Source organism: Paraglaciecola sp. IT1134 (assembly GCF_058068185.1).
This window is the reverse complement of the sequence record NZ_CM176486.1, coordinates 2,517,515-2,538,078: the sequence shown is the minus strand read 5'-3', so window position 1 is coordinate 2,538,078 and position 20,564 is coordinate 2,517,515. Positions and strand designations below refer to the sequence as shown.

At 45.2% G+C, this 20,564-nt stretch carries 20 protein-coding genes; 8 read left to right on the top strand and 12 right to left on the bottom strand.

All coding sequences use genetic code 11. From position 1 onward, the window contains the following. Positions 1-15: 15 nt before the first annotated feature. Together AC3RV5_RS10955 and AC3RV5_RS10950 are read right to left on the bottom strand one after the other, a co-directional pair. Entirely contained in the window at positions 16-420 is a 405-nt protein-coding gene (locus AC3RV5_RS10955) for a MerR family transcriptional regulator (RefSeq protein WP_489731956.1), read from the bottom strand. 292 nt (positions 421-712) lie between these two features. After that, complete coding sequence (locus AC3RV5_RS10950; RefSeq protein WP_489731955.1) at positions 713-1,165, bottom strand: hypothetical protein; 453 nt, start codon at positions 1,163-1,165, stop codon at positions 713-715. A gap of 1,718 nt (positions 1,166-2,883) precedes the next feature. On the opposite strand from AC3RV5_RS10950, the gene AC3RV5_RS10945 reads away from it, so the two are divergent. After that, the gene (locus tag AC3RV5_RS10945) at positions 2,884-3,201 is read left to right on the top strand and encodes a DUF4156 domain-containing protein (RefSeq protein ID WP_489731954.1); all 318 of its coding nucleotides are present in this window, start codon (positions 2,884-2,886) and stop codon (positions 3,199-3,201) included. A gap of 293 nt (positions 3,202-3,494) precedes the next feature. On the opposite strand, the gene AC3RV5_RS10940 is transcribed toward AC3RV5_RS10945, so the two are convergent. Both AC3RV5_RS10940 and AC3RV5_RS10935 read right to left on the bottom strand, forming a co-directional pair. Further along, positions 3,495-4,877: a heavy metal sensor histidine kinase gene (locus AC3RV5_RS10940; RefSeq protein ID WP_489731953.1), complete on the bottom strand. Its 1,383-nt coding sequence runs from the start codon at positions 4,875-4,877 to the stop codon at positions 3,495-3,497. Between the two features lie 4 nt (positions 4,878-4,881). Continuing rightward, positions 4,882-5,565 carry a heavy metal response regulator transcription factor gene (locus tag AC3RV5_RS10935; protein ID WP_489731952.1) on the bottom strand — a complete coding sequence of 228 codons (684 nt, stop codon included), beginning with the start codon at positions 5,563-5,565 and terminating at the stop codon, positions 4,882-4,884. 165 nt (positions 5,566-5,730) lie between these two features. Here AC3RV5_RS10935 and AC3RV5_RS10930 point away from each other — a divergent pair, with 165 nt between their 5' ends. From AC3RV5_RS10930 to AC3RV5_RS10905, 6 genes are all read left to right on the top strand, one after another. Further along, positions 5,731-7,518 (top strand): copper resistance system multicopper oxidase, encoded by a 1,788-nt coding sequence (locus AC3RV5_RS10930; RefSeq protein ID WP_489731951.1) that lies wholly within the window; start codon positions 5,731-5,733, stop codon positions 7,516-7,518. Continuing rightward, a complete protein-coding gene (locus AC3RV5_RS10925) occupies positions 7,515-8,690 on the top strand; it encodes a copper resistance protein B (RefSeq protein WP_489731950.1) in 1,176 nt (391 codons plus the stop codon). The genes AC3RV5_RS10930 and AC3RV5_RS10925 overlap by 4 nt, the downstream gene beginning before the upstream one ends. Positions 8,691-8,761: 71 nt before the next feature. Then, positions 8,762-9,028, top strand: coding sequence for a hypothetical protein (locus tag AC3RV5_RS10920; protein ID WP_489731949.1), 267 nt, complete (start codon positions 8,762-8,764; stop codon positions 9,026-9,028). 27 nt (positions 9,029-9,055) lie between these two features. Then, a complete protein-coding gene (locus tag AC3RV5_RS10915; RefSeq protein WP_489731948.1) occupies positions 9,056-9,610 on the top strand; it encodes a c-type cytochrome in 555 nt (184 codons plus the stop codon). 297 nt (positions 9,611-9,907) lie between these two features. Next, complete coding sequence (locus AC3RV5_RS10910; RefSeq protein WP_489731947.1) at positions 9,908-10,387, top strand: nuclear transport factor 2 family protein; 480 nt, start codon at positions 9,908-9,910, stop codon at positions 10,385-10,387. Positions 10,388-10,392: 5 nt separating this feature from the next. After that, positions 10,393-11,097, top strand: a complete 705-nt coding sequence (locus AC3RV5_RS10905) for a heparan-alpha-glucosaminide N-acetyltransferase (RefSeq protein ID WP_489731946.1) — start codon at positions 10,393-10,395, stop codon at positions 11,095-11,097. Positions 11,098-11,422: 325 nt separating this feature from the next. On the opposite strand, the gene AC3RV5_RS10900 is transcribed toward AC3RV5_RS10905, so the two are convergent. Genes AC3RV5_RS10900 through AC3RV5_RS10865 form a run of 8 tightly spaced genes read right to left on the bottom strand, consistent with a single transcriptional unit; the run spans position 11,423 to position 20,072 of the window. Further along, positions 11,423-11,755: a DUF6488 family protein gene (locus AC3RV5_RS10900; RefSeq protein ID WP_489731945.1), complete on the bottom strand. Its 333-nt coding sequence runs from the start codon at positions 11,753-11,755 to the stop codon at positions 11,423-11,425. A gap of 15 nt (positions 11,756-11,770) precedes the next feature. Beyond that, entirely contained in the window at positions 11,771-12,292 is a 522-nt protein-coding gene (locus AC3RV5_RS10895; protein WP_489731944.1) for a hypothetical protein, read from the bottom strand. A 16-nt stretch (positions 12,293-12,308) separates the two neighbouring features. Continuing rightward, on the bottom strand, positions 12,309-13,004 hold the full coding sequence (locus tag AC3RV5_RS10890) for a HupE/UreJ family protein (RefSeq protein ID WP_489731943.1): 696 nt from the start codon (positions 13,002-13,004) through the stop codon (positions 12,309-12,311). Beyond that, entirely contained in the window at positions 12,994-16,143 is a 3,150-nt protein-coding gene (locus AC3RV5_RS10885) for an efflux RND transporter permease subunit (protein WP_489731942.1), read from the bottom strand. Before AC3RV5_RS10885 ends, AC3RV5_RS10890 begins: the two co-directional genes overlap by 11 nt. 9 nt (positions 16,144-16,152) lie before the next feature. After that, the gene (locus AC3RV5_RS10880) at positions 16,153-17,391 is read right to left on the bottom strand and encodes an efflux RND transporter periplasmic adaptor subunit (protein WP_489731941.1); all 1,239 of its coding nucleotides are present in this window, start codon (positions 17,389-17,391) and stop codon (positions 16,153-16,155) included. An 8-nt stretch (positions 17,392-17,399) separates the two neighbouring features. Beyond that, a complete protein-coding gene (locus tag AC3RV5_RS10875) occupies positions 17,400-18,692 on the bottom strand; it encodes a TolC family protein (protein ID WP_489731940.1) in 1,293 nt (430 codons plus the stop codon). 13 nt (positions 18,693-18,705) lie between these two features. After that, entirely contained in the window at positions 18,706-19,686 is a 981-nt protein-coding gene (locus AC3RV5_RS10870; protein WP_489731939.1) for a M56 family metallopeptidase, read from the bottom strand. After that, positions 19,686-20,072: a BlaI/MecI/CopY family transcriptional regulator gene (locus AC3RV5_RS10865; RefSeq protein ID WP_489731938.1), complete on the bottom strand. Its 387-nt coding sequence runs from the start codon at positions 20,070-20,072 to the stop codon at positions 19,686-19,688. Before AC3RV5_RS10865 ends, AC3RV5_RS10870 begins: the two co-directional genes overlap by 1 nt. A 91-nt stretch (positions 20,073-20,163) precedes the next feature. Here AC3RV5_RS10865 and AC3RV5_RS10860 point away from each other — a divergent pair, with 91 nt between their 5' ends. Continuing rightward, positions 20,164-20,517 carry a DUF3147 family protein gene (locus AC3RV5_RS10860; RefSeq protein WP_489731937.1) on the top strand — a complete coding sequence of 118 codons (354 nt, stop codon included), beginning with the start codon at positions 20,164-20,166 and terminating at the stop codon, positions 20,515-20,517. The last annotated feature ends 47 nt before the right edge of the window (positions 20,518-20,564 follow it).

Here is a 20,564-nt window from a genome sequence, read left to right as displayed (position 1 = left end):
TTATACCTCGTGCTGTTAGATAGAAGATGATTCAATCAGATGACAAATCATTTCGTTGCTTGGTTCTTTGTCTGGTAACTGTTGCCACTGCACAATTGCCTCCTGCATTTTGTTACGCAATGCCTTCATTTGTTGAAATTGATATTCAGTCTCCAGTAAACGCTGCTCAAGCAGATGCCTTACCATAGGACAAGCGGTTGCTCCCTGAGCGGCTTGAGCCAAAATTTGCTCGATATCTTTTACCGAAAATCCCAGTTGTCGTGCACTTAAAATGAACTTCAGGCGCTGGGTCTCTTTCCCGTTATATTCGTTATAACCATTGTCGACATTTTTTTTCGGCGCTACTAAGCCAATACGCGTGTAATAACGAATGGTTTCTGCAGTTACTTTCAGAAGTTTTGCCACTTCACTTACTTGCATCTAAGTTATTCCTTAACGTTCGTGCGACTGCACTATATTGTTCTGCATGCATCCTAGACCCACGTCTCACTCACAGGTCAAGTTTTTAATTAACAAGTCTTTTTTACCTTTATCAACGGTATGTCCCTTCACCTAGCACATCACCCAACCGAACTTGGCCGTGCGTTGTTCCTTAGTAACTCCACGTCCGTAGTTTACATATTCGCTTTTAAGGGGTGAGAAGTATGCGTACACCTGAGAACGACTCACAGGTGCACGGCTCTTAAACATTTCTGTTCACAAAATGGCTAACTCATTTTTTGTGTTCGTGAACCATTTTACTTTCCTCTGCTGTATGTCCCATCATTTGCCCCATCATTTGCTCCATCATCATTAAGCGTTTTTCCATCATCTGAGTCTTGTGTTCAGACGACATAGCTTCTGACTTTTTCATCTTGGCCATATCCTGTTTACCCATGGAGTGCCCCATGTCTTTATTATCGTCATGCATCATTGTCATCATATCTTCCATGCTTTGGGCATGCTTTTGCAGCAATTCTTGACGCTTTACAGAGTCCGTTTCGCTCTTAACTTCTTCGAGCAAGGTCTTCATTTTGGACATATGCTGCTGCATTTTTTCCATTTTTGCTTCATTCATCATCCCCATAGACATGGACTGTTTGTCAGCATGTTGCTGTGCGTTAACGGCTGTTACAGGTGAGATGACCAACAATGAAGCGATCGCTAGCGTTACTATTGTTTTCATGATCTATTCCTTCTTTTTGTGCGCCTGATTGCGCGGTTGTTAAATTAAAACGTTTGAGTCATGCCAAACTCTAAACCTGTGTGTTAGACACAAGTCAAGCGTTTCCACATCAGATTAATTTTTTTTGTGTACATGTCTTTTTTTACTTTTCTCAACGGTATGCCCCATCATTTTTTCCATCATGGCCATCCGTTGTTCCAACATTTAAAGATGGGCATCTTTGGTATCGCTGATGATGGTTATTAAATTGTGGATCAGCCTATTTTTTCTTAACATAATTGCCTCCTTAAGAAGGAACGATGTTATCCAGTGCTGATCCAAGCGCCACCCTGACAATCGAAACGGGTTTTCAATTCACTGCCAATTATATTAGTGTGCATAGGGTGTTCCTTACCGGAACGCCCGATGGCTAGACGCCAGGCCGTTATATAACCAACAGACGGATCTATCCTGTATTACGAGATGATCGGAGGACGTAAATCGGGAGTGAGAATTCGAGGTAGCACAACATAAATATGCTGGTTAAGATGGTGGGCAGGCGCGAACTTTAAGGATTGGGACTGGTCAAGATGCATAACGAAGCCGCTTGAGTGACATTGCCCCTGAGGGCAAACACAATCCTCACATTCACAAAGTTGGCTGATATCGTCAGGTGATGCCTCACTGTGCATAGCCATGTGCCCAGCATGTGCTGAACTAATCTGACGATTAAACTCGGACGAAGAATATGAGGTCATATCCATTGACTGACAGTCATGCGCAGCACGAGCTGGCATTGCTGCAGATTGCAGTAGCACCATCATCAAGATAAGCTGTAAAAGTGCGCGACTTTTCATCAATAACTTTCAACCGTTTAAACACTGAGATAACACTAACGCTCAGTGCAAAAAGATAAATGATCTAGATCAAGTTATAAGTATATTGACCCATAACTGATTGAAATGCCGCCAACATCGTTGAAGCGTCGAGGATAACGGAGATATGCCTTATTTACGTAGTTATAGGGGTCTGAAGTCCAGCGGTATGAGAAGTAACGCTAAGGGCGCAGTCGAAGAGAATGGTAAGTTTAAGAAATCGTAGTAACGTGCATTTTTATCGTATAGATCCCTGACTTGTCGTTCGTTTAGAATACTCATGTCTTCATGCGTATTGCGCAGAATTTCTACTCCACGATAGGGTTCTCGCGAATCAAGTAGCGTTGTGGCATGTAACGAATAGTTCTCATTTAAAGGTAAGGGTTAAATTGGGATATTTCAAAAGACTCACCGCTGTGTCCCCCTTTACTTAGAAGACTTACAGCGCAACATGCAATAATTAGGTAATATGTCCACAGCCCATCTAATATCCCATAAATTATAAAGAGGCGCGAATTTTTCAAACCAATTTAATATAGTCACTTCCATATCCCAAGTAGTTGACATAGTTATAAATCCAAAAATGCACCGAAGGCTCTCACAAAGTGCAATTATCACTGATAATAACTTTGTTGCATTTTCTGTGTAAACACGTTATAGATTTCATTAACACTAACTAACTTTAGTTCCGCCGCCATCTGTTTCAGTTGGTCCAGTTTGCCTGTCATGAGTGGCCTGCGCTAATGGTGGTGGAGCAGCGAGTGGTTATTTAAACACCTTTTTTGTGGCCTCAACAATCTATGCCAAGACGCAATTAAGTATAATGGGGTTGCTTTTTATGACTTTAAATTCAGAGGTTGAATTATGCGCATGTTAACGCGGTTTTTTACGCTGACTGTGGTACTGACGGCGACTTCCGCTTGTACCTTGGGAAATTTCCAGCCCGATGCTGAAACCGTGAAGCTGCGCAACGGAGCAGATGTGGCGGATTGCAAGTTGCTCGGTACTACCACCGAGAAAACCAGGGACAGGTGGGCGCCTTCACGCAGCGACAAAAAAGTTGCCAACGAGGTACTTGCTCTGGCACGCAACGAGGCCGCCAACATAGGCGGCAATACGTTGGTAGAACAAACTGCACTGGTCATGGGTCGCCAGACTTTTACGATCTATAGCTGCACCTGAGCAGAGTTGTTATTGTGTCGGCATCAGACACGGGCGACCTTGGCACAGAGATGGACGGATTTATCCTCACGCGTCAGTGGTGTGATCCGGCCTCGCAGTCAGTCTTGGACGCCCTGCGAACCGCACAGCTGAGTATCTTGGTTAACCACGGCCGAAGGGCCACTCCAAGTGCTGGTGAATGGGATCTCGGTGGTGTTTTTTCTCACTGCAGACTTTTTTTCACCGTCAAAAGAATCTTAGGGTAGACTTTCATAACATTAATCGGAATTTAAATTTCCTAGAATTATAAATACCTACGGTAACGTGATGGTAAAAATAGTATCGCCGCGAGTCGAACTCACGGTTAAGCTGCCGTGATGAATATCAACAATCGATTTACAGATTGCCAGACCTAGTCCGGTACCGTCTCCAGTACGAGTCCTCGACTCATCCGCCCGATAAAATCGGTCAAACAGGTGCGAAATATGTTCGGGGGAAATGGTTTCCCCCTCGTTTTTGACAGATATCTTAACGGAGTTATTACATGTGCTAATTCCCACATACATTGTGGTTTTAGGGTGAGAATATTTGATAGCGTTAGATAATAAGTTGCTGAGTGCTCGTCTGAACATCTCCCGGTCAACGTTTACCTTCCCTTGCCCAGTTAATTTCAGTTTGAGTTCTGATTCCTCAGCCCAAGCATCAAAATATTCAAACAAAGCCAGTATTTCGTTATTTAAATCCACCTCGTTTAATGTTGGAACGATTAATCCATTGTCGGTTTTTGCCAGCCAAAGCATATCACTGACCATTTTGGTCAGCCGATCAAATTCTTCCTGATTGGAATACAAGATCTCTTTATATTCATCTACATTTCGGGGTCGGCTTAATGCCACTTGGGTTTGAGTGGCAAGGTTGGTTAGCGGTGTACGCAATTCATGGGCAATATCCGCTGAAAAATAGGACAAACGTTTAAACCCCGCTTCCACATGGCTGATCATAGTATTAAATGACACCACCAATTCCTGTAGCTCATCGGGGATTTTCTCCGGCTGTAAACGGATATGTAAGTTATCGGCACTGATATCGCGTATATCCCGACTCACCTTTAACAGCGGACGATGGCCTAATGTCACCGCCCACCACGCGGATATCATGGTTATACACCAGACAATTAACATAATAATCCATAAGGTTTTGCGAAATCGCTCAAGAAAATCAATATGAAAGTCCATATTACTAGCCACTAATATATTGACTGGGTAGGCATCGAGCATGTAACCGACCAGATTTGTCCCCCGATATGCATGTTGAGCTGCTCGCCACTTGCTCAAGGTATCCACAGATAAATGGTATAAGGCAGGGATACTCAATAAAGGTGATAAGTCCGCCTCTTCCGCCTGATATATAATTCGTTTTTCTTGAGTGGAGTAAATAGCGAAATATACACCATGGTGACCAACTACAGCCCTGTTTAACGACTGTTGAATCTTTTCAGTTCCAGCATCTGCGTGCAAGGTCCGTAACCTATCTTTGACCGATTGCGCAACCACTTCCAGTTCATTGGCATCTTGTTGTGCAAAGTGATGCTGGATCGAGCGATCAATAACCGCTCCCAGTAAAAAAAAAGACAGGACGAGGGTTAATCCCACCAATAAAATGACCCTGCTTGAAAGAGACACTGGGGTGGTAAACATAAATTTAGCTGCCATCATCTACATCAAGTTTATAACCCATACCCCGCACGGTATGGATGAGTTTGGTCGCAAACGGATCATCTATTTTTGCACGTAAACGCCTGACAGCAACGTCTATCACGTTGGTTTCACTGTCAAAATTCATATCCCAGACTTGTGAGGCAATTAGCGAGCGTGGTAATACTTCACCTTGGCTGCGTACCAATAACTCTAATAACGAGAATTCTTTATTAGTAAGATTTATTCGAATATGATCTCTTATTGCCCTTCTTTTCGGAATATCCAGCACTAAGTCTGCCACTTTCAATACATCAGGAATAACCTGCCTCACCCCGCGACGCAACAAACTACGCACTCTTGCCAATAACTCCGCAAAGGCAAAAGGTTTAATCAGGTAGTCATCCGCTCCCATCTCCAGCCCTTTGACCTTGTCAGACAGACTGTCTTTGGCGGTGAGAAATAAAACCGGTACAGACAAATCAGCCGCTCTAAGTTTTTGCAAAATTTGCCAACCATTGATGTCCGGCAACATCACATCAAGAATGATCAGATCAAAGGCCTCCGACACAGCTGAGTGATAACCATCGAGACCATTTCGCTCAAGCTGCACGACAAAACCGGATTCCTCTAGCCCTTTTTGCAAATAATCCCCAATTTTTTTTTCATCTTCTACTACTAACAACCGCATATCCGTCTCGCTTCTATCACGCTAACCCACACCATTCTACCCCGCCTGCTTAACGAGCAGATTACCCTAAGATTACATTTTTGTAATCTTGTCGTCATGTTGAGGTCAGGACTGGTAATCTAAACTATATTCCACATCAAACGCTAAATTTACCTTAGAGGAACTATGTCAAATAACAGTCGTCATCCAATTTCGCCACCAAGCCTACCCCGACGCAACTTTGTCAAAGGGGCGGTGGCAGGCTCCATAGCTATGGGAGTCGGGCGTATCAGTACGGCGCAAAGCCAAGAATATGGCAGTGTTGCCAAAACGAATACCTTAACGGGTAACGAGTTTGACCTTAGCGTAAGTGAAACTACTGTTAATTTCACCGGACAATCACGTACGGCGACCACCATAAACGGCAGTATTCCGGGCCCCACCTTAGTCTGGCGTGAAGGAGAAACAGTGACCATTCGTGTCACAAATCGTTTGTCGGTGTCCACATCTATTCATTGGCACGGCATTCTTTTACCTTTCCAGATGGATGGTGTGCCTGGCATCAGCTATGAGGGCATTGCCCCAGGTGAGACCTTTACTTACCGGTTCAAAGTACAGCAAACGGGTACCTATTGGTATCACTCCCATACTGGCTTTCAGGAAATGACCGGCATGTACGGTAGCATAGTCATTGAGCCCAAATCCGGTGAAAAAATCAGTACCGATCAAGATATGGTGGTGCAGTTGTCTGATTGGACTGATGAGAACCCCATGTCAGCTTTTGCCCATTTAAAACAACAGAGTGACTATTACAACTATAACCAGCCTACTGCTCGGGATTTCTTCGATGACATGTCCCGTTACGGTATGGGACAAGCCATTGCCATGCGAAAAATGTGGAATGAGATGCGCATGAGTCCCGCCGATCTAGCCGATTTATCCGCTGAAACCTTTACCTTTCTGATGAACGGTCAGACACCAAATAGCAACTGGACAGGTATTTTTAAACCCGGTGAAACCATTCGCCTTAGATTTATCAACGGCTCTAGCAACACCTTTTTCGATGTTCGCATCCCGGGTTTAAAACTAACGGTTATATCTGCTGACGGACAAGACGTGGAGCCGGTTAGCGTCGATGAATTTAGATTTGGCCCGGGTGAAACTTACGACGTTATTGTAAAACCCACCGATGATGCGCATAGTATTTTTGCGCAGTCGATGGATAGAACAGGCTATTCTCGCGGTACTTTAGCCGTGCAGCGAGGGTTGACTGCCGAAGTCCCCACGGTTGATCAGCCCGTGTGGCTCGCCATGAAAGACATGATGGGTGACATGTCAGGTATGAATATGGATGACAACATGCAGATGGATCACAGTTCAATGGCCCATGGTGCTATGTCGATGGATCACAAAGAGCATGCCAAACACAAAAATCCGTTGGCTGTACCGTCACAAACCGTTAATCACGCCCGCAGTGAATATGGCCCTTCAGTGGATGCCAGAGTCGAAATGCCCAGAACCAATCACGACGATCCAGGTGTTGGCTTACGCAACAATGGTCGACGGGTACTCACCCTAGCTGACCTGCACACTATTGGTGGCCCACTCGATCCGCGATTACCCGAGCGCGAAGTAGAGCTGCATCTAACCGGCAACATGGAACGTTACACCTGGTCATTTGACGGGTTGGAGTTTGGCAAATCCACCCCCGTGCACTTTAATCATGGCGAACGCGTCAGGGTGATATTGCAAAATGACACCATGATGACTCACCCCATGCATTTACACGGCGTATGGAGTGAATTAGAAAATGACAAAGGCGAATTTATGGTTAGGCGTCACACCATTCCTGTTCAGCCCGCGCAGCGCATCAGCTTTTTAGTAAATGCGGATGCATTAGGAAGATGGGCCTGGCATTGCCACCTTCTATTCCATATGGATGCGGGCATGTTTCGTGAAGTGGTGATTTCATGAGAAATATATTGATATTGAATAAAAAAACAGCGGTCGCGACCTTAGTTTGTCTGTTTTGTACTGGCACGATAGCGCAGCAGCAAGATAATGACGAGCCACAACCTCCTCTAAGTGAGAGCGCGGATGACATGCCAATGGATCATAGCGCAATGGGCGAGGTAGAACCCATGCAAGGGATGGATCATTCCAAAATGCCGCCCAAAGAGGCTGACCAGGATGACAAACCAATGGATCACAGCGCCATGGGCCATGATCCCATGGACGAGATGGAATCTATGCAAGAGATGGATCATTCTAAAATGCAGTCCAATGATGCTGACCAGGATGATAAACCAATGGATCACAGCGCCATGGGTCATGATCCCATGGACGAGATGGAATCAACGCAAGGAATGGATCATTCCAAAATGCCCGATAAAAGCAACACTGCGCCGCCTGACGCACGCGATCCCCATGCTTATTCAGATGGGTTAACCCTGGACAGCGGTGCTTACGCCTTGCCCGGGCCAAGACAACTAAAAATGGCCGATGAACACGCCTTTTGGACAGTTCTGTTTGACCGCTTTGAATATGCAGACGGACTATCTAGTGGTTTGGGCAGTGCCGCTCAATACGATATGCAAGCCTGGTACGGCAGCACTTACGATCGTCTGGTGATAAAAAGCGAAGGTGAAATAGTTGATGGAAAACTGGAAGAGAGTGAAAACCAGATTTTGTGGGGACATGCCATTAGTAGCTTCTGGGATACTCAACTTGGTGCCAGATTCGATACATCCGAAGGACCATCCAGGCAATGGTTGACCTTTGGCGTACAAGGGCTCGCTCCCTATTGGTTTGAAGTCGATGCCAGTTTATCAGTGGGTACCGAAGGGCGCACCGCGTTTGATTTGGAAGCCGAGTATGAGCTGCTTATTACCCAGCGCTTAATACTGCAACCTCGAGTTGCCATTAGCGCCTACGGTAAAGATGACGCCCAAAATGGGGTTGGCAAGGGCCTGTCTTCGTTAACCGCTGGCATTCGTCTGAGGTATGAATTTAACCGCCAATTTGCTCCCTATTTGGGGGTGGAATGGACAGGTCAATACGGTAATACCGCCGATTTTTCGACATTAGAAGGCCGGCCAACCAGACAAACGCAATGGGTAGCCGGAATACGCTTCTGGTTTCAATAAAAAACCTGTGCGCCGACATGTTTTATTTCGACGCACTATTATTTTTTTCACAATATAGATAAGGAATAACCATGAAAACCAATAAACTGATTTCCACCCTACTAATAGTTACCGCAGCCTATTCAGTGAGTAGCTATGCCCATAATCCCAAAGAACATGCAAAAGAAAAGGAAGCGCCAAATTGTGAGTCTATGCAGGACATGGATAAGGGAAAAATGGACAAAAATGATCCGGTTATGATGGCAATGATGAAAAAATGCCACAAAATGGCTGACAAAAATTCAGATAAACACATGGAAGATATGGAAAAAGATGACAATCACCAAGATAAGCACTAAACGACTAATTAAAACGGAGAGTTAGTCATGAAAATTTTTTATACATTATTGGCAATTATCGTACTTGCCATCGGAGGAGTGGCGAGTTTCATCTATTCTGGTATTTACCCTATCGGTGCTGATGTCCCCCATAATGATACTGAATTTTGGCTGTTAGAGACCTTGCGCGATAACTCCATTGATCGTGCATCATCCAAAATCAGCGTACCTTCGTTAGAGTCTGTCGAACTGCTACTGGCTGGTGGGCCGGATTACAATGATATGTGCGCCGGATGCCACTTAAAGCCAGGTAAAGAACAAAGTGATATGAGCATCGGCTTATACCCGGCCCCACCGAATTTGTCGGTTAACGATCATGAAGAAGACCACGAAAATGGCGATATTCAACAGCTGGCAAGTCGACAATTTTGGGTCATCAAACATGGCATAAAGGCTTCCGGCATGCCGGCCTGGGGCCCAACTCATGATGACCAACGTATTTGGGCCATGGTGGCTTTTTTGCAAAAATTACCGAAATTAACAGCAGAAGAATATCAAATATTGACAGCTCGCGATGCTGACGAGGACGGCGCTCAACATTAAGTAAAGTAAAGTGAACTGGACAATATTTCAGCCCTGTACTGGGGCAGTAGCACATATGAATATACTGGACATCACATGTTAGCTGATATGACATATTGCCAAGCTACCGATGTGGAAACTCTTGAATATCACGTTCAAGAGTTTGACCCAGTATTTCAATTTCACCGAGTTCGACCAAAGGCAAAAATATTGACCTGAAGGGCAACGAAATTATCACGCTAAGTAACGGGAGTGATGGTTGGAAGATCACTCTTATTCTTTGATGTCACTAACAATCATCATTAAAAGGAGAACGTTTTGAAAGTTAATAAATTCATATTAGGTTTTTTAATAGCCTTGATCATTAGCCCTGCGGCTTTGGCAGCACAAGATAAAGAGATCTTAATCGGTATCATCAACGACATTAAACACGGCTGGGAAAATGGTGATGGGACGCCATTTCGCAAGCATTATTTAGATTTTAATGGGGCGCGTTATATTGAATCCGGTGGACAAAATGACAGTCTTGATGACCTTGTTATCAATCATGTTGAACCTGAAAAAGATGCCCTTGAGTACCTCTCATTAAACTTCTCGGATTACGAGCTGCATATAGAAGACAAGTTTGCTTGGGTTATCGCCAATACTCGTGTTAAGGGCAAAGTCAAAAGTTCAGGCAAGGAATTTGACAAGTCTGGCTATCAAACGTTTTTGTTTAAGCAAATTGATGATACGTGGAAAGTGTTACACACCCATTCATCATCACGGGACACTAAACCAAATAAACATAAGCACTAAAAGCAATGGATGATCGGGTTAAACAGCGGAATATCACGCTGGATGTATTGCGAACTTTCGCAATTATTTTGATGGTGATATTTCATTTTATGTATGATCTGAAATTTTTTGGATGGGTGCAATGGAGTGTGCCTGACGGTCCCGGATGGAAGCAATTTCGCCAATTAATTTTGAGTCTGTTCTTTATCAGCCTCGGTGTCTCTATGGTCATAGTGCATTCGGCAAAAATAAAATGGCGAGCATTTTTTATCCGCATAGTGCAAATAGTTGCCGGCGCAACGGCTATCACTTTGGTCACACTGCTGATGGTACCTAATAATTGGATCTACTTTGGCGTGCTGCATTTTATTATTTTCGCAAGTTTGGTGGCATTAGCATTTGTAAACAGGCCCAAATTAGCCCTCTGTACTGGAATAGTTTTCGTCACATTGTTTAATGTGGGCATATTAAATAGTGCGTGGCCATTCGGCCAGTTCACGCACTTTCTGCCATCTTATTCGAATGATTACGTGCCCGTCTTTCCTTGGATAGGCGTAGTACTTATTGGCATCTGGCTGGGCCACACCAAAATACTGATCCATGACCCTCTCAAAGCGGTATTTCAAAAAAATGTATGGCTGAGTGTGCCAGGCCAGCATAGTTTGATAATTTACCTAGTACACCAACCGATTTTTTTTGCATTAATGGGATTGGTGTCAGTCATGACCTAACTGCCAGAGATCAACGACAATGTGCGCTCACCCAACAATGACAGAAATAGGTCCCTTCCAGGTGCCGGCTTAGACTTCCATAGAAACGACACTGCGGATCGCAGCGTTTTTCGCGCTACCAGTCTATTACCGTTTTCAGCAAAGTAATAATAAGCCTTTCCGAAAATTGACAAGATAAGCTTTCCAAATTCGACTGATTCCGGCACACAGTTACGACTGTTATATTAGTCATGTTTTTCAACAAGCTTGTACATAAAGCAAAAAGCCAAATCCAGAACATTGCTCCCTTCACAAGAGAAGTAAGCCATGAAGTGGCTCATTAAGTTTAAAAATCGTTTTTATGGGTAACATCCATTACTTGGCCATTGTTGGCGATCTTGAAATAGATCGTACTTTGTGTTTCTTTGTTGATGGCGCTGACAACATAAAAGCTGTCTTCAACGCTCACGACTGACAAATCTTTTGCTGTCAGCAATTTCCAAGATGTATCCAGCTTCCCGACTTCAAAACCAAATTCCTTGAACGTCATTTGTGGTAACGATTTGTTCGCGATATTGATAGCAGCCTGACCGCTAATTATACCGTGATCACTATGCGCTGAAACGTTGCTACAGATCATCGCGCTACACAGTGTTAATACAGATAGTATTTTTTTCATATTTTTCTCCAATTATTATTTTAATCCAATCACTTCATACTGACCTTTCACCATTAGCTGTACCGCAATGGGCTTGTCTGAATTATTTTTCCAATACCAACCATGAGAGCCAGCAAAAGGCGCGGTAAAGCTGCCTTTCATCTCGTTTAGAGTGGCAATGGCGTAGCTTTCAAAATACCCCGTGGTATCCCCCTGAGGTTCTCCGTGTAAATCAAAATACAGCGAAGGACCATCTGTTAGCCATTCATAGGTCATTTTATCGTTTTGTTGCATGCTAAACTTATACTCAATCCCTTTTCCGGCAGGCACACTAACCTCGATAACCTGATATTCATCCGACCCTGCTTTGGCTAATTTATTTGGAGTTTGTGCTTCAGCAGCAACGGCAAGTGCCGTCAAACCCAATTTATGTCCAATGCCTGTGGGGTCGAAATTGTATTCGGCAGGTAAAATGAAGGTAATCAACGCGACTATAGCGACAAGGGTTGCCGATGCGCTGGCTTTTAATAGCGTTTTAGTACTTACAGTGTGTTGCATATTATTCTCGTTCTAATTAGTTAATTACAAAACCGGTGAGCTGGAAGCCAATGAGCATTAGTCCGCCACTCATCAATAACGTATTGGTGAATGTGGCGAATCGTTGGAAAGACGGTAACTTTCGCCAAGCATTAATGGCAATGAGGATAAATACCAATGCCGCAAACTGTCCCAGCTCCACACCCAGATTAAAAGCGAGCAAGTTGATTATCAGGCCATCTTCTGGCAACTGGAATTCCTGCAATTTGGTCGCCAATCCAAAGCCATGGAATAAACCGAAAATCAATACTGCCAATTTGGTATTCGGTTGCCAGTTAAAACATCGTTTAAAGCCCCCTAGGTTATCAAAGCCCTTGTACACCACCGACAGACCAATGATGGCGTCTATCAGATAGGCGTTGACCTGAACATCGCTCAGGACGCCTAACAATAAGGTTGTACTGTGACCTAGAGTGAACATGGTGACATACAGCAGTACATCGCGACTTTTGTACAAGAAGAAGATCACCCCCACCAGAAACAACAGATGGTCATAGCCGGTGATCATGTGTTTAGCGCCGATATACAAAAAGGGCAAAAATTGCATGCCAGTGTTCTGCTCCAGAAACGCCCGGGTATTGTCATCTACGCCATGGCCAAATACGTCTAGGCTCAGGGCCATTAAACCCAGCGAAAAAATAACCAGGCTAACTTTCAACAGATTAGTTGGCATTGGTCGGCTCCAATGTTTCAGACTCAGTCAAGATTGACTCCTTTTCCTTATGTAAAATGCGATATAACGCAGGTATAACAAATAGGGTTAACAAGGTAGATGAGATGATGCCGCCAATGACCACCGTTGCCAGCGGACGCTGCACCTCAGAACCTATTCCGGTATTGAGGGCCATTGGCACAAATCCCAGGGCGGCAACCAAGGCCGTGGTCAATACTGGGCGAAGACGGGTTAACGCCCCCTCAAAAATGGCCTGATTAAGCGAGACATTGTCTTTACGAAGTTCGCGAATGAAGGAGACCATTACTAATCCGTTCAAAATGGCAATGCCGGATAGCGCAATAAACCCTACCGCAGCCGAAATTGAAAACGGAATATCCCGCAACAGCAAGGCTGCAATGCCTCCCGTTAAAGCCAAGGGCACGCCGGCAAATATGATCATGGCATCCTTAAATGAACTAAGTGCCAGTATGAGTAAACCAATGATCATCAGCAGAGTAATCGGCACAACCACACTGAGTCGCTTTGAAGCGGATTGCAACTTTTGATAAGTGCCACCGTACTCTACCCAATTACCAGCGGGAATTTCGACATTGTTGCCAATGGTTTGCTGAATATCTGCCACAAAACTGCCTAAATCACGCCCCCTGACATTCGCAGTAACCACTATCCGACGTTTGCCGTTTTCACGATTTATTTGGTTGGCTCCGTCCACTAAATTCAGTGTGGCCAGTTCTTGAAGTGGCACAGCGTGACCGTCCGGAAGTTGAATAGGCAAATAGGCAAGTCCATCTATGTCTGTACGTAATTCTTCAGCAAGGCGCACAACAATGTCTGAGCGAATATCCCCCTGGTAGAACTTACCGACCACAGCACCGCCCATTGCGGTAGTCAGTTGCGACTGCACCGCTGCCTTACTGATGCCGTATTGCGCCAGCTTTTCAAGTTTGGGTTCAATACTCAGCATTGGCAGTCCGGTAGTGCGCTCCACCTGTATGTCGGCAATACCCGCAACATTAGTGATAGCAGACTCTATCTCCCCCCCTATCGAGGCCAAAGTGTCGAAATCGTCGCCAAATACCTTGATGGCCAACTCTGCACGAACCCCCGCAAGAATTTCATTAAAACGCATTTGGATAGGTTGCAGGAATTCGTAGCGATTACCTGGAACTGGGGCAACCATAGCGGCTAATTCTTCAACCACCTGTTCCTTAGACTTGTTAGGATCAGGCCACTGGTCACGAGGTTTAAGGATAATAAAGTTATCTGCCACACTGGGCGGTACGGCATCTGTTGCCACATCTGCGGTGCCTATTTTGGCAAATACGCGTTCAACTTCCGGCATTTGCTTAATTTTTTCTTCTAGTACCTCTTGCAGCGCAATAGCCTGACTAAGGGATGTACCTGGGATCCGTAAAGCGTGCATGGCAATGTCACCTTCGTCCAAATCCGGCGCAAACTCGCTACCTAAGCGTGTAGCCTGATAACCAAACAGGATAACCAGTAAGCTTGCGGCTATCACCACGAGCCATCTGCCTTTTAACACCCAAGCAAGGGCTGGACGATAAACGGCAGTTGCACCGCGAATGATAGGATTGTGTTTCTCTTTTACCGGTTTTTTGAACAGCAGTGCAATCATGGCCGGAACAAAAGTGATTGACAGAAACATGGCGCTGAGTAATGCGATCACGACCGTTATTGCCATAGGATGAAACATTTTACCTTCTACGCCTTCGAGGGCAAAAATGGGCAGATACACAGCGGTTATAATTAGTACGCCGAACAGCGCAGGCCGAATGACCTCACGTGTTGCCTCAAATACTAACTCCAACCGTTCTTTCAAAGGCAATGTCTGGTTGGCAGAGCCGGCCTGACTAAGGCGCCGCAAACAATTTTCAACAATGATGATAGCGCCATCGACCAGCAGTCCAAAGTCTAGTGCCCCCAAGCTCATCAGATTGGCGCTAACATTACTTTGTACCATACCGGTAATAGTCATAAGCATGGCAAAAGGGATAACGAGTGCGGTAAGAAACGCGGCCCTAAAGCTGCCCAGCAGTAGAAATAATACCACAATAACCAATAGCGCCCCTTCGAGCAGATTGGTCTTGACGGTTTGTAATGTTTTATCAACCAGTTTGGTACGATCATACACGGCTGTTGCAACAATCCCCTCAGGTAAGCTGGCATTGACTTCTATGAGCTTTTCACCCACTGCACTAGCCACGGTTCGGCTATTTTCACCAATGAGCATGAATACTGTGCTCATCACAACTTCACGACCATTTTGTGTCGCTGCCCCGTTTCTAAGACCCTTACCACTACTGATATCGGCAACATCTTTGATGCGTATCGATGCGCTGTTGGTGCTACGCAACGGAATTTGACCAAGCGCCTGCAAATCTTCTATCTGGCCAGGCATGCGTAACAGCCATTGCGCCCCGTTTTGTTCTACGAAACCCGCCCCCTGATTGTTGTTATTTTGTTCAATTGCAGTGATAACATCCGCCTGCGTCAGCCCGTACGCCAACAACTTGTCAGGCTTAAAGCCGACCAATATTTCACGCTCATACCCACCGATAGGATTGACTTCCACCACACCAGGTACACGCATCAATTGTGGGCGTATGGTCCAGTCGTGAACGGTCCGCAAATCCATCGGTGTGATTGGCGTCCCATCCTCGTTGGTGGCCCCAGGCTGCGCATCCACGGTAAACATAAAAATCTCGCCCAAGCCGGTGGCTATAGGCCCAAGCTGCGGCTCTAATCCAGAGGGGAGTTCGGCACGGGCAGCAGACAAGCGCTCATTGACCAACTGGCGGGCAAAATACACATCGGTATCATCAGCAAAGATGGCAATAACTTGTGACAGGCCATAACGGGAAACCGAGCGTGTGTAGGTGAGTCCTGGTAACCCCGCTAAGGCGTTTTCTAACGGGTAAGTAACTCGTTGCTCGACTTCCAGCGGTGTATAACCAGCCGCTTCGGTGTTTATCATTACCTGCACATTGGTTATATCCGGTACTGCATCTATAGGGAGGTTGGTGAAATTCCATATCCCCAGTCCTGCAAAACCCAATACCATCACAAAAATGAGCAGGTTTCTTTTAATCGAAAAACGTAGAATCGATTCTAACATTGTCAGCTCCTAGTGGTCGTGGGATGCGCCAGACTTTTCAATGTCGGCTTTAAGAATGTAACTGTTTTCGCTCACGTACTCGGTGCCAGGCTCCAGCCCACCTATTACTTCTACCCACACTTTATCCTGACGGCCTAATTCCAGCATCCGTACTTCGTATTGCTCACTTACTTTTGCGTACACTACGGTGAAATCTCGAAAGGCTTGTAAGCCGCTACGTTTTACTGCTAGGGGCACATCAATGCTAGCGATTTCAATTGCCGCCTTAACAAAACTGCCCGTGGTTAACTGGTTTTCTGCATCCTCAACATACACCCATACCAATCTGGCCTGATCATCACGCACCGATGGTTCGATATACGCGACATTGCCAGTAAATGCTAAGGCGTACCCGTCGAGACTCAAGGTGACCGGTGCTCCTATGGTTACGCTTGCGTAATCAGTGGGGTAAACCGCCAATTGCGCAATGTAGGTAGACGTGTCGGTAATAGTGAGCAAAGTTCGTCCAGCAGTTTGCTCGCCGGCACTGGCCTGTTGTGCAGTGATGATGCCATCCGCCGGAGACGTGATCTGAAAAGATTTCAAACTCTCGTTACTTTCGACGGTCAACAACAACTGGCCCCTTTTTACTTTTTCGCCTTGCTTGACATGCAATTGCTTGATTTCTCCATCAAACCTGGCCGCAACGATGCGGTTTGCGCCTGGCGGTAACATTAACGTGCCATAAACCGGGATCGTTTGGTGAAGCGTGACACTACTTGCGACTTCAGTTTTAATCTCCATGGCATCGGCAATAGCCTGCTCAATGCTGGTACGCCCTTCAAAATTGTCGTATTTCCAGTGGTGGGTTTTACCTTGATGTTTAGCGGTTATCGCTACCACAAAGGAATGCGGCTCGTAAATCACCATATCACCGCGCAGAAAATCGTCTTGCTTAATGAATTGGATGTCATCCACTATGCCGCCTAGTCGGGTGAGCTTGATATTAAGATCAACCTTATCAGGTAATATCTGTTGTCCTTTATCCGTTATCCATACACGAAACTCAGGCGGCACGCCGGTTTCAAAGATAGCCAGTTCTATCGCAAACTCACCGTCACGCAGCATGCGACCATTGTGGGAGCCTTTTTCAGGCTCTACCTGCTCGACCGCAGGGGCCGACTCCGCCAATGCCAAGGGGGATAATAAGTAAGACAGCCCCATCAAAATAGTGGTTGTTAATGCTGAGATGATGTTTTTGTTCTTCATAAAATTTCTCATTGGGAAATAGACGAGCCAGTCAGGCGTTGAATTTCGATATGTTGCAGGTGTAAGCTTTCATAGGCGTCTAATAATCGCGATTTCGCCGTCAGCAATTCCTGTCGAACACTGTTCCATTGGGTATAATTGAGCTTGCCGATGTCGAAGGCACTAGATGCATCTGACAAGGCATTTTCCAAAAGCGGTACAATACGTTGTTGTATGGTGTCGATAACATGACGTGAATGCCCCATTTCCTGAAGCAGCACGTAAAGTTGTGCATCAAGCTTTTGTAACAAAGCACCGGCTTCATCAGCTAGTACTTCTTGCTGCGCTTTTAATGCGGCAATCTTGCCGGCATTTCGGTTGCTGTCACCCCAAGGGATTGAGATCCCGGCAACCAAACCAAAATCATCCGTCGCTTCGTACCGCCGCACACCCGCTGACAATTGCCATTGCGGTTTAGCCTCTATGCGGGCCAACTCCATTTGCGACTGAGCAATACGCCGCTGGGTGGCAAACTTGGCCAGAAGTGGCTGTTTTTTAAGGCGACTTAATTGCGATCCAACTGACGGGTTAGCGGGCAGTGCCATCAGATTGCCACTCACTTGATAGGCTTTACCGGCTTCTCCCCAAAGAGACGTCAATTGATAATGACTAGCCTTTAATTCATGTTGTAAATCCTCTACAGCCAATTCACGACGCACCTGTTCCGCTTCGGCTTGAAATTTTTCAACATTGGAGCTTTTACCGGCTTCAACCCGCTCGGTTATGGCATTGTGTACATCCTTTGCCTGTTGCAGAGCGATTTTATTTAACTTCAAACGCTCATTTTTTATCAGGATTTGAATGAATTTTTTGGCGGTATGGGAAGCCAAATCCAAAGAGGCTATCCGCTGCTCTACCTCAAGTTGGCCAGTCTGAGATTTTGCTGCGGCGATACGACTATCGATCTGTTCCTGCTGTAACATCCAGGTAAAAGTCAAAGTCGATTGCATACTTCCCAAAGCACTATGCTCTGAATTACCCAGCGCATCTTCTATCATTAGCCCAACCTGGGGACGTTGACCCACACTGGCTTGTTGAATTTGGCCTTGCTGCACGCGATGTCGAGGCACAAAGGCATTCAATTCAGGGTGTTGTTTCAACGTTAGCGAAACGGCTTGCGACAAGGTTAATACCGGGTCTGGTCCTGAGCCTGGGGGAACGTCAGCAGATGCTGAAAGTGCCAGCGATAGACTCAGCAAACCGACGCAAAACCGATTGCCGGTCGGTTTTTTAAGTGTATTGATCAGAAAAAATGGCTGCATGGCCAATCCTTACTTAGTGAGTGAAAAACGATTCAATGAGATGGTGAAAACTATCAACCGTAGAAGCAGTGAACAATGGTGTACTGATAAAGAGGAGCAAGGCGAAAAACAGGGCTATTATGGGTGTTTTAGGTAACGGAGAAACCAGCTCATGCACACGTTGACTGATTTGTTCATTGCCAAAATAACTTAATTGAACACTATCAAAATTAAAAGGTGGGGTTCGTTGCAACCTGGCTACTTTCACTAAGGTTTGCGCAACATCCAAATTATCATGATGGCGGGTCACCGCACAATCCGCTATTTGTTCTGTTAAAAGCGTATATTGCTGCATAAGTAATAGGCTGACGGTTTTTGGAAAGAAACCACATAAGATCAGGAACAAGACTTTAAATAAGGGATCATAAACACGGACATGGGCTAACTCATGTTTAACGATAATATCCAACTCTTGCTGATTCACTTGTTTTTGAAGTGAAGTAGTAATGTAGATCCGCGGCGATAATAGCCCGGTAGTGAAAACAGCAGGTACGGTTGATGACAGGATATATAGCACCTTGCCATCTTGTGAACATTCGCGCTTCTCTACACCCAGAGTGTTTAACTGTTGAATGATATTACTGTGCGTTAAAATTCGATAGGTTTTTGATACTGCCAACCAAGTCATGAAACCGCCAGCCATCAGCAACGCAAGGCCGTGCCAACTTCCAAGATTAAATACATCAATATGATGCCAATGAGCGATATCTTTAAACCATGGATCCGTATTAAAACTGCGTGTGGCGGGCCAGAACAGCGCAACACAGGTTGCCGCCACCCACCAAGGGCTAGCAGCCAGTAACCACATCAAACATTTACGATAACGCAAGGCAAAAAATTTAAGCTTAGAATGCACAACGGATACGAGAATAGATAAAAATCCAACAACTATCGCAAACGACAGCAGCGCGACGCTAAGCAAATTGAGTATAATGGCCACATTCCCTGTCAGCATTACTGCTTATCACCTTTTCGCAGTTGACGTTGCTGCTCGATCATTTTTTCAAGCATGTCCAATTGTGCTTCATTCATGTTTGAGGAGGCTGAACTAAATGCAGCGATTAAACTATGCTCATCAGCCCCTACAAAATCACTTGTGGCAACATCAATTAATCTTGCAATTAACTCTTCACGCCCCACTTTAGTTCGATAGTGGTACGCATGGCTTTGTTTCGTGCGGCCCAATAACCCTTTTTTATGTAATCTATCAAGTGTGCTCTGAATGGTATTTAATGAGTTTCCACGTTCTTTCCCAAGCACACCGTGTACTTGCTTAGCATCAGCTTCAGGCACTGACCAGATGTATTGCAGAACCATTTTTTCGAGCTCACCTAATTGCATGACATATTTCTCTTAGCATAATGGTCATTATAGTGGCACAATAAAAACCGACAGGCAATCGGTTTTACAGCATAGGATTAGGTAAACACATATGGGATGGTTGATTACGAAATATCTGATCACCGCGGCAATTGTGGTCGCAGTATCGGAAATTGCCAAAAGAAATGACAAACTGGGCGCACTAATTGTGGCCTTGCCTCTTGTTACTATTCTGGCGATGATTTGGTTATATGTTGAAAAACAACCAACGGAAAAAATTGCCAATCACGCTTGGTACACCTTCTGGTATGTATTACCAACACTTCCGATGTTTTTGATATTTCCGACATTGTTACAAAAGTTTAGCTTTTGGCTCTCATTGATGATCAGTGCTGTTTTCACGGTAATTTGTTTTTGGCTTTTCGCACTATTGGTTAAGGAGTTTGGAATTGATTTAATGCCATAAAGGCGGAGGTATCACATTTACGCTGTTTTTGATTCCGCTAAAATATG